Annotated in this window: 11 protein-coding genes and 1 pseudogene; 9 read left to right on the top strand and 3 right to left on the bottom strand. The window is 60.8% G+C overall.

Going from position 1 to position 15,304, the window contains the following annotated elements; translation table 11 throughout:
* Positions 1-70: 70 nt before the first annotated feature.
* On the bottom strand, positions 71-2,131 hold the full coding sequence (locus tag BMZ23_RS07915) for an autotransporter outer membrane beta-barrel domain-containing protein (RefSeq protein ID WP_177197245.1): 2,061 nt from the start codon (positions 2,129-2,131) through the stop codon (positions 71-73).
* A gap of 501 nt (positions 2,132-2,632) precedes the next feature.
* Here BMZ23_RS07915 and BMZ23_RS07910 point away from each other — a divergent pair.
* Genes BMZ23_RS07910 through BMZ23_RS07900 form a run of 3 tightly spaced genes read left to right on the top strand, consistent with a single transcriptional unit; the run spans position 2,633 to position 4,270 of the window.
* Positions 2,633-3,181 (top strand): NUDIX hydrolase, encoded by a 549-nt coding sequence (locus tag BMZ23_RS07910; RefSeq protein ID WP_093475120.1) that lies wholly within the window; start codon positions 2,633-2,635, stop codon positions 3,179-3,181.
* Positions 3,178-3,663 carry a L,D-transpeptidase family protein gene (locus BMZ23_RS07905; protein WP_093475117.1) on the top strand — a complete coding sequence of 162 codons (486 nt, stop codon included), beginning with the start codon at positions 3,178-3,180 and terminating at the stop codon, positions 3,661-3,663. The genes BMZ23_RS07910 and BMZ23_RS07905 overlap by 4 nt, the downstream gene beginning before the upstream one ends.
* Before the next feature lie 4 nt (positions 3,664-3,667).
* Positions 3,668-4,270 carry a tRNA-uridine aminocarboxypropyltransferase gene (locus BMZ23_RS07900; RefSeq protein WP_093475114.1) on the top strand — a complete coding sequence of 201 codons (603 nt, stop codon included), beginning with the start codon at positions 3,668-3,670 and terminating at the stop codon, positions 4,268-4,270.
* Between the two features lie 6 nt (positions 4,271-4,276).
* Here the strand turns inward: BMZ23_RS07900 and lptG are convergent, their stop codons facing one another.
* Together lptG and lptF are read right to left on the bottom strand one after the other, a co-directional pair.
* Complete coding sequence (gene lptG, locus BMZ23_RS07895) at positions 4,277-5,338, bottom strand: LPS export ABC transporter permease LptG (RefSeq protein ID WP_093475111.1); 1,062 nt, start codon at positions 5,336-5,338, stop codon at positions 4,277-4,279.
* Positions 5,325-6,428, bottom strand: a complete 1,104-nt coding sequence (lptF, locus tag BMZ23_RS07890) for an LPS export ABC transporter permease LptF (RefSeq protein WP_093475108.1) — start codon at positions 6,426-6,428, stop codon at positions 5,325-5,327. Before lptF ends, lptG begins: the two co-directional genes overlap by 14 nt.
* A gap of 125 nt (positions 6,429-6,553) precedes the next feature.
* Here lptF and BMZ23_RS07885 point away from each other — a divergent pair, with 125 nt between their 5' ends.
* From BMZ23_RS07885 to nhaD, 6 genes and pseudogenes are all read left to right on the top strand, one after another.
* Complete coding sequence (locus BMZ23_RS07885; RefSeq protein WP_093475105.1) at positions 6,554-8,044, top strand: leucyl aminopeptidase; 1,491 nt, start codon at positions 6,554-6,556, stop codon at positions 8,042-8,044.
* Entirely contained in the window at positions 8,044-8,463 is a 420-nt protein-coding gene (locus BMZ23_RS07880) for a DNA polymerase III subunit chi (protein ID WP_093475102.1), read from the top strand. The genes BMZ23_RS07885 and BMZ23_RS07880 overlap by 1 nt, the downstream gene beginning before the upstream one ends.
* Positions 8,464-8,474: 11 nt before the next feature.
* Positions 8,475-8,939 carry a hypothetical protein gene (locus BMZ23_RS07875; RefSeq protein WP_093475099.1) on the top strand — a complete coding sequence of 155 codons (465 nt, stop codon included), beginning with the start codon at positions 8,475-8,477 and terminating at the stop codon, positions 8,937-8,939.
* Positions 8,940-9,046: 107 nt separating this feature from the next.
* Positions 9,047-11,896, top strand: coding sequence for a valine--tRNA ligase (locus BMZ23_RS07870; protein ID WP_093475096.1), 2,850 nt, complete (start codon positions 9,047-9,049; stop codon positions 11,894-11,896).
* Positions 11,897-11,919: 23 nt separating this feature from the next.
* Positions 11,920-13,746: pseudogene (locus tag BMZ23_RS07865) on the top strand (SLC13 family permease).
* Between the two features lie 186 nt (positions 13,747-13,932).
* Positions 13,933-15,294 (top strand): sodium:proton antiporter NhaD, encoded by a 1,362-nt coding sequence (gene nhaD, locus BMZ23_RS07860; protein WP_093475093.1) that lies wholly within the window; start codon positions 13,933-13,935, stop codon positions 15,292-15,294.
* Positions 15,295-15,304 lie beyond the last annotated feature (10 nt).

Genomic DNA, 15,304 nt, shown 5'->3' with positions numbered 1-15,304 from the left:
ACCAGACTGGCTGATGACCCGCAGGTCAGCGTCAATTTCCTGTACATCAGGCGTGATTGACAGCTATCACTCAGAAGGCCTGGCGATAGCGGATTTCCAGCGAGTACTCGTCATAGCGGTTGTGTCCGACCAGGGTTTCGCCGCGCAGCGCCAGGCTTCTGTTTTGACCCAGACCCTTGGTCAGGCCCAGTCCGACACGTCCGTAGTCAGCGGTTTGCGAAGGCGTCCGGCTGCGGAACACGTTGCCGGGGGCACTGACGAAGGAGGAAGCAATGGATGTTCCTGAGTTGTTGAACTCATGCTCCCAGGCCAGACGCAGGTCAGCGGTCAGGCTGTCGGTCAGTTGTATGGCGCTAGTTACACCCAGCTCGGAGACCAGCGAGTCCATATTGCTGGAGCCAACGCGCAGCGCGGCAGCGCCGCCCTGTTCGGTGAAGCCATTGATGGTTACATCGGTGTAATGCAAGTAGGCAAAGGGTTGCAGCAACACACTACCGGCCTGGATATTTTTCAGAGCGCCCACTGAGACATTCCAGATATCGCCCTTGGTATCGCCCTTGACAATGCCAAAGCCAGTGTCGCGGCTGGTATCAAAATCGGCGCGGCTGTAGCCGGCACTACCTTCCAGGAACAACTCAGGTGCCAACTGGTAGGAACCGTATGCGGTCAGACCATAGGTCTTGGCTTCGGTACCGCCTGCAACCCGGGAGAAATCCGAATCGGTAGTCGCATAACTGATTGCCGCACCAACCTGGGCTGCGTCACTCAGGTACTTGTCGATACCGGCAACAAAGGTATAGGTGGTGCTTTCATAGCCATTGGCGACAGCGGTGGAGTCGTAGTCACCACGGGTATAGATACCACGGATAAAGAAGCCGGCATCACCCTGATCAGCCGAGGCCGCACCGCCCCGTGCAATGCGCATGGCCTCAACCATTTCCGGTGACAGGGAGACATTGGCATTGGCAAAATTCACCAGATTGATGTCATTCGAGGCAAACCCGGCACGGCGCATATCCGCCAGACGGTTCAATACCACACGACGCACATTGCGGGTATTGGACACTGCGCTCTGCAGCATCTGATTGACCTGATACTGGGTCAGTTGACCGTACTGGGCCGGCGAGTTGATCTGCTGGCCAATCTGTTGCAAGCCTGCATTGTTCGACGACGCAATGGCCGAGCAGATCTGTGCTGCTACACCCTGGGCGACGCCACAATCAATGCCGATTACCGGCACCTGGCCCACTGCAATATCGGCCACCAGCTTGGCCAGTTCGCCACTCAGTGCCGCGAGGGCGGCCGCATCGGTATAGACGCTGCGCAGCCCGTCGATATCCATTGCGGTACCACCACTGGCCAGTGCCAGCTCGGTGTAGTCAGCCTGGGTGGTATCCCAGGTTGGCTGCAGCACATAGCCCTGCACCTTGGTGATCACACCATTGGCGTCACGCACATAGGCAAAACCGGTATCCGGATCAGCACCAACCACGGCAATTGCGTTATTGCCATCCTTGTCAGTGAATCGCTGCTGGACCACCGCATGCACTACTGTCTTGTGCAGGGCCAGTTGGTCCTGGATGTACTCCTTGGTGATGGAGGACATGCCAGCAGGCAAATGGTCTGTTACCAGGTTGCGGGTATCATTGTCGCGGTCTTCGTCGGTAATCAGCATGATTGCCGAGCCCGCCGTAGCGCGAAAATCATAATTGCGGAACGTGTAATCAATCGCCCGATAACCATCCTCGAAGCCGCCAGAGACTTCAAGCTGCGGCGTCACCGCATGGAACTCATCGGCGGAACCCCAAACCCGATCCGGATCGAGCCCGAGGTAGAAATGCCGGTACAGGTCAGTGCCATTTTCACGCCCCGCTTCATTGGCAGCGGGTGAACCCCAGGTACTGGCACCAAAACCGACAAGGCCATATTGGTTAAGGGTGACATTCTGCTCGTTCAGCAGTCTGTCCAGATTCTGTACGTAGGTACCGATAAATGCATTGTGCTCACCGGACATCGAGCCGGATTCATCAATGACGACCACCATATCCAGCGAAGAGGCTGCGTGCAGCATGCCGCTCATGACAGTGGTACTGATAATGGTTGCAAGCAGTGTTGGTTTGGGGAATTTCATGGCATTTCGCTCCATTTGCAGTTGCTCCGGGATCAGATCCGGGATCCTTTTAAAACCAGGAAAACCTCAACAATTGACCGTGCCTTGCGTGATGACAGCCGGGCACGAATATTCAATGCAATCCAGTGCCATATCGCTTGACAGCCATATGCCGAAATAAACTTTATTGCCTGAATGTGAAGTGCGTCACAATTCCTGCAACCTACCAATTGACATCGGATAATATTTATTGTTTGACAAATTAACGCCAATTAAATAAGCGCGCACATATTAATTAAATATCACTTGACGCTCAATGCTTTTTTGACATAGACAGATATATGACAGAGCAAGCGTCAATATTCTATCGAAACACCTGACGCATTTATGATCCGTTGTATATGCGCCCAGTGCCTTGTTTGCCTGCTCTGGCTGCCTATCTGAAGTTCACAGGCTACAGGCTTGCCGTCGCCGGCAAAGCCAACCAAGATAGCCGGCAGGAATTCAGCCACAGGTTTCCCCATGAAGTTCTGCAGCCACTGCGGTCATCCGGTCAGCGAGCGCATTCCCGTCGGCGACGACCGCCCGCGTTTCGTTTGCGACCAATGCAACACCGTGCACTACCAGAACCCGCGCATTGTTGCCGGCTGCCTGCCGGTGTACCGCCAGCAGGTGCTGCTGTGCCGCCGCGCGATCGAGCCACGCCAGGGCTTCTGGACCCTGCCAGCGGGCTTTATGGAGAATGGTGAGACCATCGAGCAGGCCGCCCTGCGTGAAACCTGGGAAGAGGCCCAGGCACGGGTGCGCGAGCAGCAGCTCTATACACTGTTCAATCTGCCGCACATCAATCAGGTCTATATGTTCTTCCGCGCCGAGCTGTGCGACCTGGACTTCGGTCCCGGCGAGGAAAGCCTGGAAGTGCGGCTGTTTGACGAGGAGGAAATCCCCTGGGAGCAGCTGGCCTTCCCGACCATCGGCAAGACCCTGCGCCACTACTTCAGCGACCGTCAGCAGCAGGCCTTTCCGGTACGCATGCAGGATATTCTCTGGCAACCACGGAGGCCGCAATGATCCGCCGACTGGTATTGATTCTGCTACTGCTTGCCAGCCTGCCACTAGCTGCCGGGCCGACGGTAGACAAGGTGCTGGTACACAAGCACGAACGGCGGCTGGAACTACTCAGTGGCGATCAGGTGGTGCGCAGCTACCGCATCGCGCTGGGCCGTCAACCGATCGGCCACAAGCAGCAACGCGGTGACCAGCGCACCCCGGAGGGCATTTATACCCTGGACTGGCGCCAGCACAGCGAGCAGTTCAACCTGAGCATCCATATCGACTACCCCAATCTGAAGGACCGCATCAGCGCCATGCAGCGCGGCGTCGACCCCGGCAGCATGATCATGATCCACGGCACGCCAATTGATGAGGAATTCCCCGAGTGGTATTTCAAGGGGCTGGACTGGACCAACGGCTGTATCGCGTTGCAAAACGACGACATGCGCGAGCTGTGGAAGCTGGTGCCGGATGGAACCCTGATTGAAATCCGCCCCTGAGCCGATGCAGGCAAACACACCCCGTCCGCGCTGCCCTGACTGCAACCGCCCTACAAGCCACTGCCTGTGCCCACTGATCAGCCCGCAGCCAAGCGCCACCCAACTGCTGGTGATCCAGCACCCCGATGAAAGCCGCCATGCCCTGAACACGGCGCGCCTGCTGACACTGGGGCTGGACAACGCCCAATTGCTGGTATGCGAGGAGCTGCCGCCAGAATGGCAGGCGTGGCTGACAGATCCGCACTGGCAAACACGACTGTTGTTTCCCCGCCCCGATGCACAGCCGCTGGACAGCCGCAGTTGCCCGGCCCCACTACGGCTGGTACTGCTCGATGGCACCTGGCGCAAGGCGCGCAAGTTGCTGCATGTGAATCCGCTGCTGCAGCAATTACCGGCGGTGCTGCTGGACAACCCGCCAACCAGCCGTTACCGGCTGCGCAAGGCCAGCGAAGCAGGCGCACTCTCGACCATTGAGGCAGCGGCCGAGGCACTGGCGACGCTGGAGCCTGGATTTGAGCGGGAACGGCTGTTACGCCCATTCGAAGCACTGATCAACGATCAGATCAGTGCCATGGGCGACGATGTCTGGCAGCGCAACTACCGATAACAGGCGTCATCCGGCCCGGCGCAGCAGCCAGCTCCCCATGACCAGCAACACCAGCAAGGGAGCCAGCACAGCAATCAACGGAGAAAAACCGAACACCAGACTGGAGGGGCCCAGCAGGTCCTGCAGGATACGGAAACCGAAACCGACCAGCACCCCGGTAAACACCCGCTGACCCAGGGTCACCGAACGCAGCGGGCCAAAGATAAAGGAGATCGCCACAAACACCAGCGCCGCTGTGGCGGCCGGCTGCAGCAGTTTCTTCCAGAATGCCAGCCGGTACAGACTGTTGTTCAGCCCCTGCTGTTGCAGGTAATCCTGGTAATGCCATAGCCCGCTCAATGGCAGCACGTCCGGATCCAGCTGTACCACCCGCAGCAAATCGGTAGACAGCCCGACATCCCAGTGCTGTTGCACGTGCTCGTCGACCCGCGCCGTGCGCATATCCTCGATCACCGAGGTCTGCACATCCTCTACCACCCACCCTGACTCAAGCACGGTAGCCCGGCGGGCAAAGGATGCTTCCAGCAAGTGCCGCTGCTCATTGAACCGGTAACGGGTTACCCCGTGCAGCACACCATTGGGCTGAATGGCGTTGATATGGATAAAATCATTACCCTCACGATGCCACAAACCCCGAGCCTTGATTGCCTCGCCACTGCCCTGGGCCAGCGCCCGCCGGCTTTCGGCCATGTTTTCAGTGTAGGGCGCAAGGTATTCACCAACCAGACCGCCACACAGCATCAGCACCAGCAAAGGCTTCATTACCGCCCAGATAATCCGCCGGATGGATACACCGGCAGCCCGCATGATGGTCAGCTCGGAATGGCTGGCCAGCGCGCCCAGGCCGATCAGACAACCCACCAGCGCCGACAGCGGCAGCATGTCGTAGAAGCGGCGCGGCGCCGTCAGCAGAACATATTGCAGCGCCTGCTGGGCTCCATACTGCCCCTTGAGCCCGTCCAGCTCGTTGATAAAGGCAAACAGCAGATCCAGGCCAAGAATGATCAGTGCCACCACCACGATGGTCAGCAGCACACTGCGCCCAATGTATCCGTCAAGCAGACGCATGCTGCACCTCCCGCAGACGCAGAGGCCTGAGCGCCTGCCAATTGAGCAGCACACCGGCCATCAGGAACACGGCATGCACCCACCACAATCCAAGCCAGTCCGGCTGGCGCCCTGACTCGAGCCAGCCGCGCGCGGTAATCAGCATGGCCAGATAGCTCATATACAGCAGAATCGCCGGCAACAACTTGAGGAAGCGCCCCTGGCGCGGATTGACCCGCGCCAGGGGCACGGCAAAGAAGGCCACAATGGGTACCAGCAAAGGAATTGCAATCCGCCACTGCAGCTCGGCACGCAGGCGCGGGTCGGACTGACCAAAGAGTTCACGCGTTGGCATTGCCTCGCGATCGGTCACTTCGGTTGCTGCCTCCGGCTGCGGCAACAGCACACCATAGGTGTCGTAGCGCACCAGGCGAAAGTCGGCATGACCGGGATGACCGTCGTAGCGGTAACCGTTGTAGAGCACCAGATAGCGACTGCCGTCGGCATTCATCTGCTGGCGGCCACCTTCGGCCAGCAGCACCCCGATACTGGCCTGGGCGCGCGCATTGCTGCGCTCGGCAATAAACACATCATGCAACTCCGAGCGATCCTCTGACAAACCACCGGCATAGGTCACCCGGCTGGCACTGCGCCCTACCGACTGGAAGCGGCCTGCCGCCAGCGTATCGAATTCGGTCACAGCGTCCTGCTGATTGAACAACTGCTGGGTCTGGTACACACCCAAGGGGGCCAGCCAGAAACTCAAAGCGGCCACCAGCACCATCACCAGCAACGCCGGCCCCTGGGTATATAGCAACAGGCGCCGGTCACTCATGCCGGTGGCACTCAGCACAGTCATTTCACTCTCAAGGTACATGCGCCCGTAGGCCAGCAGAATCCCGAGGAACAGGCCCAGCGGCACGATCAGCAACATGAAGCCCGGCAACCGGTAGCCCATGATCAAAAACAGCACCGACGGATCCAGCTGGCCCGCCGCCGCCTGCGCCAGATATTTGATAAAGCGGCCGCTCATGATGATCAGCAGCAGCACGCCGCTGACCGCAGCCAGCGTCAATAACACCTGACGGCTCAGATAACGGAAAACAATCACGCGTGTGTCCTTGGCTCCCGCCCCGCAGATGGGCCAGAATGCAGCAATTGAGACTGCCCGTCGCCACGGGCAGAGTGATGGGCGCCATTATCGGCCAAACCACCTGATTTGTCTTGGGGAGTACCATGGAGTTCAACGTCAAGCACGGCACACTGGAAACCATCAAGAGCGGCTGCCTGGTCGTAGCGATCGACGAATCGCGCAAACTCAGCGGTGCCGCAGCCGCACTGGACAAGGCCTGTGGCGGGCAGATCGCCGCCGCCATCAAACATGGCGACATTACCGGCAAGGCCGGCCAGAGCCTGCTGCTGCTGGGCCTGCCGGGCATCAGCGCGCAGCGGGTATTGCTGCTCGGCTGTGGCAAGCTCGACGAATTGGATAACCGCGCCTTCCGCAAGCTGGTACAAAAAGCCGCCAGTTGCCTGAAAGATGGCGCCGCCAGCGACGCCCTGCTGACCCTGCCGGAGCTGCCGGTCAAGGACCGCGACCTGTATGCACGCAGCCGCCTGCTGGTGGAAACCCTGCTCGACAGCCTGTACCGCTTCGACCAGTTCAAGAGCAAGAAAGCCGACGCGCCGAAACTGAAAAAATGCCTGTTATGGAGCGTCGACAAGGCCGATACCACCAGCCTCGAACATGCCATCAGCCACGGCAGCGCCATCAGCAGCGGCATGAGCCTGACCCGCGACCTGGGCAACCTGCCAGGCAATATCTGCACCCCAAGCTATCTGGCCAAGGAAGCCCGCGCACTGGCCAAGGCACACCCGGAGCTCGACGTGGAAGTGCTGGACGAGAAGGCCATGAAGGAGCTCGGCATGGGCTCGCTGTTGTCGGTCAGTGCCGGCAGTGCCGAACCGGCGAAACTGATCCGCTTCAGCTACAAGGGCGGCAAGGCCAAGGACAAGCCGCATGTACTGGTCGGCAAGGGCATCACCTTCGATACCGGCGGCATCAGCCTCAAGCCCGGCCTGAACATGGACGAAATGAAATACGACATGTGCGGCGCGGCCACCGTATTCGGTGTGATCAAGGCGGTGGTCAGCCTGAAGCTGCCGATCAATCTGGTCGGGCTGATCGCCGCCGCCGAGAACATGCCCAGCGGCACCGCCACCAAACCGGGCGACATTGTTACCAGCATGTCCGGCCAGACCATCGAAATCCTCAACACCGACGCCGAGGGCCGTCTGGTGCTGTGTGACGCGCTGACCTACGCCGAGCGCTTCAAGCCGGCCAGCGTGGTCGATATCGCCACCCTCACCGGCGCCTGCATTGTGGCGCTGGGCAGCAATGTCTCCGGCCTGATGGGCAACAACGAGGAACTGATCGGCAAGCTGCTGGCTGCTGGCAAGCAGGCCGATGACCGTGCCTGGCAACTGCCACTGTTCGATGAGTATCAGGAGCAGCTCGACAGCCCGTTTGCCGACATGGCCAACATTGGTGGCCCCAAGGCCGGCACCATTACCGCCGGTTGCTTCCTGTCGCGCTTTGCCAAGGCCTACCCCTGGGCGCACCTGGATATTGCCGGCACCGCCTGGGTAAGTGGAGGAAAGGACAAGGGCGCCACCGGCCGTCCGGTACCCATGCTGGTGCAGTACCTGCTGGATCAGGCAGGCTGATGCCACGCATCATCTTCTACACGCTGTCCTCCCCCGCCGCCGAGGCGCGGGAGGCCTTTGCCTGCCGTCTGGCGCTGAAGGCCTGGCGACAGGGCCTGCGGGTCTGGCTGTTGTGCCGGGATCAGGCTCAGGCGCATACCCTGAACCAGCAACTATGGGACTTGCCGAACGCGTTCATGCCGAACGCCCGCGAGGACCAGGTGCAGCAGGAAAACGTCATCTGCGGCTGGAATGTGCCGACCGCCGGGCGTTGCGACCTGCTGATCAACCTGACCGACAGCATGGCGTTCAACGCCGCTGACTACGCCAGCCTGGCGGAAATACTGCACAACCATGAAGACACCCTGGCCCCCGGTCGGGAACGGTTTCGCCAGTACCGCAAACAAGGCTATGATCCGCAAAAGCACGCCATCGACTGACAGACACGCCCATGGATTCCCAGGACCCGGAAAACCCGTCCCAACTGCTGGAAGATCTCGAATCCATTCGCTCATTGCTCGATGAAGCGGAGGGCAAAGCCATTCCCTTGCTGCGCGATGTGATTGCCGACGAGCAACTGCCATCACCAGACCCCAGAATCACCACCGAGGAAGCACGAAACCCCTTCCTGCCCTATGCCTCACTGGCCCGCCTGGCCGAGGAACGCCACCAGCTGGAACAGCTGCTCGGCCCCATAGCCCCGCCACCGCCTTCACGCAACGAACCCGTCCCGGTCGAAGAACCGGTCAAACTGCGCAGCGGTGTTATCCGCCGACGCCTGCGCGATGAAGCCGAACTGGTACTGCAGGAAGTCATTGACGAACTGATGCCCAGCCTTGAGGCGGCCCTGCGCCAGCGACTGAAAACCCGGCTCGACCAGCTGATTGACCAGCAAATCGACCAGCAACGCGACTGACACTCCAGTCACTGCCAACGGGTGCCGGTAGCCCGTCAGACCGTTATAATGCCCGTTTTCCTGCGCAGCTATGGCTGCCGTCATCCCATTCGGAACACCAGACACCCATGGACAAGACCTACCAGCCGCACGCCATTGAAACCTCCTGGTACCAGACCTGGGAGCAAAACAACTATTTTGCCCCCCAGGGCGCGGGCGCGTCCTACACCATTGCCCTGCCGCCGCCGAACGTCACCGGCAGCCTGCACATGGGCCATGGTTTCAACAATGCGATCATGGATGCGCTGATCCGCTTTCGCCGCATGCAGGGTCGCAACACCCTGTGGCAGCCGGGCACCGACCACGCCGGCATCGCCACCCAGATGGTGGTAGAGCGCCAACTGGGTGCGCAGGGTGTCAGCCGCCATGATCTGGGCCGCGAGAAGTTCCTGCAGAAAGTCTGGGAATGGAAGGAAGAATCCGGCGGCACCATCACCCGGCAGATCCGCCGCCTGGGCAGCTCGGTGGACTGGAGCCGCGAGCGCTTCACCATGGACGAGGGCCTGTCCGAAGCGGTCAAGGAAGCCTTCGTGCGCCTGCACGAAGACGGTCTGATCTATCGTGGCAAGCGACTGGTCAACTGGGACCCGAAACTGCACACGGCGATCTCCGACCTGGAAGTGGAAAACCACGACGAGACCGGCTCGCTGTGGAACCTGCGCTACCCGCTGGCCGACGGCGCCACCACCGCCGAGGGCAAGGACTACCTGGTGGTCGCCACCACCCGTCCGGAAACCATGCTGGGCGACAGCGCCGTGGCGGTGAACCCGAACGACGAGCGCTATCAGGCGCTGATCGGCAAGTTTGTTGAGCTGCCGCTGGTCGGTCGGCGCATCCCGATCATCGCTGATGACTACTGTGATCCGGAGTTCGGTACCGGCTGCGTGAAGATCACCCCGGCGCATGACTTCAATGACTACGAGGTCGGCAAGCGCCACGCCCTGCCGCTGATCAACGTGCTGGACAAGGACGCCGCGATTCTCGCCAGCGCCCAGGTATTCAATATCGACGGCAGCGTCAACAGCGAGCTGGACACCAGCCTGCCGGCCACCTATGCCGGGCTGGACCGCTTCGCGGCGCGCAAGCAGATCGTCGCCGACTTCGAGGCCGCCGGCCTGCTGGAAAAGATCGAACCCCACGCACTCAAGGTACCCAAGGGCGACCGCTCCGGCGTGGTGATCGAGCCCTGGCTGACCGACCAGTGGTACGTCTCGACCAAACCGCTGGCCGAACAGGCGATTGCCGCCGTGGAAGACGGCCGTATCCAGTTCGTACCCAAGCAGTACGAAAACATGTATTTCAGCTGGATGCGCGACATTCAGGACTGGTGCATCTCGCGCCAGCTCTGGTGGGGCCACCGCATTCCGGCCTGGTATGACGAAGCCGGCAATGTCTACGTCGGCCGTGACGAGGCGGAAGTCCGTGCCAGGCACAGTCTGGGCGATGCCCCCCTGCGCCAGGACGACGATGTGCTGGATACCTGGTTCAGCTCCGGCCTGTGGACCTTCTCCACCCTCGGCTGGCCGGAACAGACTGAAGCGTTGAAAACCTTCCACCCCACCGATGTGCTGGTTACCGGCTTCGACATCATCTTCTTCTGGGTCGCGCGCATGATCATGCTGACCATGCACCTGATGAAGCATGACGATGGCAGCGCGCAGATTCCGTTCAAGACCGTCTATGTGCACGGTCTGGTGCGCGATGGCCAGGGCCAGAAGATGTCCAAGTCCAAGGGCAACGTGCTCGACCCGCTGGATATCATCGACGGTATCGATCTGGAATCCCTGGTACAGAAACGCACCAGCGGCATGATGCAGCCCAAGCTGGCAGAAAAGATCGAAAAGCAGACCCGCGCCGAATTCCCCGACGGCATCGCCGCCTACGGCACCGACGCGCTGCGCTTTACCAACTGCTCGCTGGCCTCCACCGGACGCGATATCAAGTTCGATATGGGCCGGGTTGAGGGCTACCGCAACTTCTGCAACAAGATCTGGAACGCCGCGCGCTATGTGATGATGCAGTGCGAGGACAAGGACTGTGGTACAGCCGGAGAGCAGGTGGAGCTGACGCTGGCCGATCGCTGGATCATCTCGCAGTTGCAGCGCACCGAGGCCGAAGTGACCCGCCAACTGGATCAGTTCCGCTTTGACCTGGCCGCCACCGCACTCTACGAGTTTATCTGGAACCAGTACTGCGACTGGTATCTGGAGCTGTCCAAACCGGTGCTGTGGGACGACAACGCACCGGCCGAGCGCCAGCGCGGCACCCGCCGCACCTTGGTGCGGGTACTGGAAGCGGCGCTGCGTCTGGCGCATCCCTTCATGCCCTTTATCACCGAGGAAATCTGGCAGAAGATCGCTCCGCTGGCTGGCAAGAGCGGCCCGACCATCATGCTGCAGCCGTGGCCGGAAACCGATGACAGCCGTATCGATGCCGCTGCCGAAGGTGATATCGAGTGGCTCAAGGCGATGATTCTGGGCGTGCGCAATATCCGTGGCGAGATGAACGTCGCGCCGGGCAAGGCGCTGGAGGTATTGCTGCGCAAGGCCGGCAGCGAGGATCAGCGCCGTCTGCAGGACAATGAGGCGTTCCTGAAGAAACTGGCCAAGCTCGACAGCATCCGCGTGCTAGCCGACGGCGAGGAAGCGCCGCTGGCCGCCACTGCGCTGGTCGGTGAGCTGGAGGTGCTGGTGCCGATGGCCGGGCTGATCGACAAGACCGCCGAGCTGGCGCGTCTGGACAAGGAAATTGCCCGTCTGCAAGGCGAAGTCCAGCGCATTGGCGGCAAGCTCGGCAACCCCGGCTTTGTCGACAAGGCCCCGCCAGCGGTGATCGACAAGGAACGCGCCAAGCTGGACGAGGCCGAGAAAGCCCTGACACAGCTCAGCGAGCAGCGCGCACATATCGCCGGACTCTAGGCAATCTGCGCTAGACTGCGCGCATGAACCCGGAACTGGCGCTTGTGCTGCTCATGCTGGCTGTCAGCATGGGCCTGTTTATCTGGGGGCGACCACGTATGGATGTGGTTGCCCTGCTGGTGATCATTGGCCTGCCACTGGCCGGCATCCTCAGCCTGGAACAGAGTGTCGCCGGCTTCAGCAACCCCGCCGTATTGCTGATCGCCAGCCTGTTCGTCATCGGCCATGGCCTGGTCCGCACCGGCATTGCCTATCAACTGGGCGATCTGATCGTCAAGCACGCGGCCACCAGCGAAGTACGCCTGCTGGTATTTCTCATGGTGTCAGTCGCTCTGCTCAGCTCGATCATGAGTTCTACCGGTGTGGTCGCCATCTTCATCCCCATCGTACTGACCATCGCCAAGCGCCTGAAAATCTCACCGGCCACCCTGCTGATGCCGCTGAGCTTTGCTGCGTTGATCGGCGGCACCCTGACGCTGGTTGCCACACCACCCAATCTGGTCGTCAGCGCCGAACTGGTTCGCAATGGTCTGCAGGGCTTCGGCTTTTTCAGCTTCACCCCGATTGGCCTGTTGCTACTGGCACTGGGAATCATCTACATGCTGCTGGTACGCCGCTGGCTGGGCGGTAACAAGCAAGCCAACCAGGATACTACCCGCAACAGCCTGTCGGAGCTGGCCGACGCCTACGGACTGACCGACCGCGAGCGCCGCCTGCTGGTACTGCCCCATTCCCCGGTTGCCAACCGCCCACTGGACGAACTGGCGTTGCGTCAGCAATACGGCATTAACGTGATTGCCATTGAGCGGCCACGCAAGTTTCGCCGGGTGCTGGAGCTGGCCACCCGTCACAGCCAGATACGCGCCGGAGACACCCTGCTGGTTGACCTGGCCAGCCCGGCCATTGCTCTGGCGGGCGCCTATCAGGAGCTGGGACTGGAACAACGCCCGTTACCGATTTCCTATTACCGCATTCATGCCCCGCAGATGGGCCTGGCCGAGGTAGCCCTGCCACCGGAGTCCACCCTGCCCGGCAAGACCATTCAGGAGCTCGGCTTTCGTAGCCGCTACCGTCTCAATGTGGTCGGCCTGCGGCGTCAGGGCAAAGCCTTGCCCGGCCTGCTGGTGGACGAGCCGCTGAAGGCCGCCGACACCCTGCTGGTGGCCGGCAGCTGGGAAAATATCAACAAGCTGTATGGGCAAAGTCGCGACTTCATGCTGTTCAACCTGCCGGCAGAAATCGATGAGGTGGCGCCTGCCAGGGACCGGGCACCCTTTGCCCTGCTCAGTCTGGGCGTGATGGTCGCCCTGATGGTCAGCGGACTGGTACCCAACCTGATGGCCGTACTGATCGGCTGTCTGCTGATGGGCCTGTTCGGCTGTATCAGCATGGATTCAGCCTACAAGGCGATCCACTGACCCAGTCTGCTGTTGATCATCGGCATGCTGCCCTTTGCCCTGGCGCTTGAGGAAACCGGCGGTATCGATCTGGCAGTAGGCCTGTTGCTGGACAGCTTCGGCGAGGCTGGCCCGCGTGCGCTGCTGGCCGCCTTGTTTATCGCCACCGCACTGATCGGCCTGTTCATTTCCAACACCGCCACCGCCGTATTGATGGCGCCGGTGGCGGTAGCGACTGCGCAGGCGGTGGGTGCCTCCCCCTACCCCTTTGCCATGGTCGTGGCCCTGGCCGCCTCGGCAGCCTTCATGACCCCGGTTTCCTCTCCGGTCAACACACTGGTACTGGATCCCGGCGGCTACCGGTTCACCGACTTCCTGCGCATTGGCGTGCCCTTTACCTTGCTGATACTGCTGGTCAGCATTGTGCTGGTGCCGCTGCTGTTCCCGCTCTGATATCAAAAACTTCGCCGCGCATCGCCCGCCTGGAACAGCGGCAGCCAGCCTTTCAGCTGCAGGTCCATACCTACAAATTTTTACAGTCCACCCCATTGCGCGACAGACTGTCGCAGGCGCATTCTAGGTAAAATTTTTCCAAATATTTCAAACCTCCCACCCCCCTACTTATGGAGCACTGCATCCATGTATGCCTACGCCCTTATGGCCGTGGTATTTGCCATCGGCTATCTGAGTATTGCCCTTGAACACCCACTGAAAATCGACAAGGCCGCCTCGGCGATCCTCACGGCGGTGGCCTGCTGGACCCTGCTGGTGATTGGCGCCGACAGCATTCTGCCGGCTGTGCATGAAGCCGGCGGGCATGACATCAACACCGAACTGCGCCACCACCTCGGCGAAATCTCCGAGATCCTGTTCTTCCTGCTCGGTGCCATGACCATTGTCGAGCTGATCGACGCCCATGAGGGCTTCAAGGTCATCACCGACCGCATCCGGACCACCAAGCGCCTGCAATTGCTGTGGATGGTTGGCCTGATCACCTTCTTCCTGTCCGCCGCGCTGGACAACCTGACCACCACCATCGTAATGGTCTCGCTGCTGCGCCAGCTGGTCCGCGAACAGCATGAGCGCTGGTTCTATGCCGGCATTGTGGTAATCGCGGCGAATGCCGGCGGCGCCTGGTCACCGATCGGTGACGTCACCACCACCATGCTGTGGATCGGCAACCAGATTACCGCCAGCGGCATTGTCACCCAGCTGTTCATCCCCAGCCTGGTCTGCCTGCTGGTTCCGCTGGCGGTCCTCAGCCTGTCGATGAAGGGCGAATTCGAGCGGCCAAAGCAAACGCAGAGCAAGTCCGAGCGCAAGGACCCGACCACCGCCTTCGAGCGCAACCTGGTCTTTATCCTCGGCATCAGCGCCCTGCTGTTTGTGCCGGTATTCAAGACCCTGACCCACCTGCCGCCCTTTATGGGCATCTTCCTCGGCCTCGGTATCCTCTGGGTGGTGACGGAAATTCTGCACCGCAGCAAGAACGAGGAGGACAAGCACCCGCTGTCGGTGATCGGCGTACTGCGCCGGGTCGACACGCCCAGCGTGCTGTTCTTCCTTGGCATCCTGCTGGCGGTGTCCAGTCTCTCCACCGCCGGGCATCTGGTGCAGGTCGCCACCTGGCTGAAGGATGGTCTCGGCAATATCTATGCAATCAACCTGGCCATTGGTCTGCTGTCCTCGGTGGTCGACAACGTGCCGCTGGTCGCCGGTGCGATGAAGATGTATCCGCTGGTCAGTGCCGACGTTCTCGCCGCTGCCGGTGCCAACAGCGACTGGCTGTCGAAGTTCGTGGTCAACGGCGAGTTCTGGGAACTGCTGGCCTATTGCGCCGGCACCGGCGGCAGCTGCCTGATCATCGGCTCGGCCGCCGGCGTTGCCGCCATGGGCATGGAACGCATCAACTTTATCTGGTACCTGAAAAAGATCAGCTGGCTGGCGCTGATCGGTTATCTGTCGGGTGCCGGGACTTATATGCTGATGTTCGTGGTTTGATGGTTTACCA

This window comes from Halopseudomonas yangmingensis (genome assembly GCF_900114825.1).
Taxonomy (GTDB): domain Bacteria; phylum Pseudomonadota; class Gammaproteobacteria; order Pseudomonadales; family Pseudomonadaceae; genus Halopseudomonas; species Halopseudomonas yangmingensis.
Note: the sequence above shows the minus strand (reverse complement) of the source record. Positions and strands in the feature narration are given on the sequence as shown.